Source organism: Acinetobacter sp. NIPH 2699 (assembly GCF_022549355.1).
GTDB lineage: Bacteria > Pseudomonadota > Gammaproteobacteria > Pseudomonadales > Moraxellaceae > Acinetobacter.
The window spans coordinates 1-263 of sequence record NZ_JAKZGL010000048.1; the positions used below are offsets into that span (position 1 = coordinate 1).

The 263-nt window shown below is 42.2% G+C and carries 1 pseudogene; it reads left to right on the forward strand.

What is annotated here, in order from left to right:
* A pseudogene (locus MMP72_RS15830) lies at window positions 1-263 on the forward strand (alkyl hydroperoxide reductase subunit F); the annotation flags it as partial.

A 263-nucleotide genomic window follows, 5' to 3' on the forward strand; every position in this document is an offset into this window, starting at 1 on the left:
TGTCCAGATGTGGTTCAAGCATTGAACTTGATTGCGATCAACAATCCAAATACCACTACTACCATGATTGATGGTGCATTCTTCCAAGATGAAGTTGAACAACGCAAAATCTTGGCTGTTCCAATGGTGTTCCAAGATGATCAACATATTGGTCAAGGTCGTATGACCTTGGAAGAAATCATTGCCAAGTTAGACAGTAACTCCGCGGAAAAAGATGCAGCAGCGATCAATGCCAAAGATGCTTTTGATGTGTTGGTGATCGG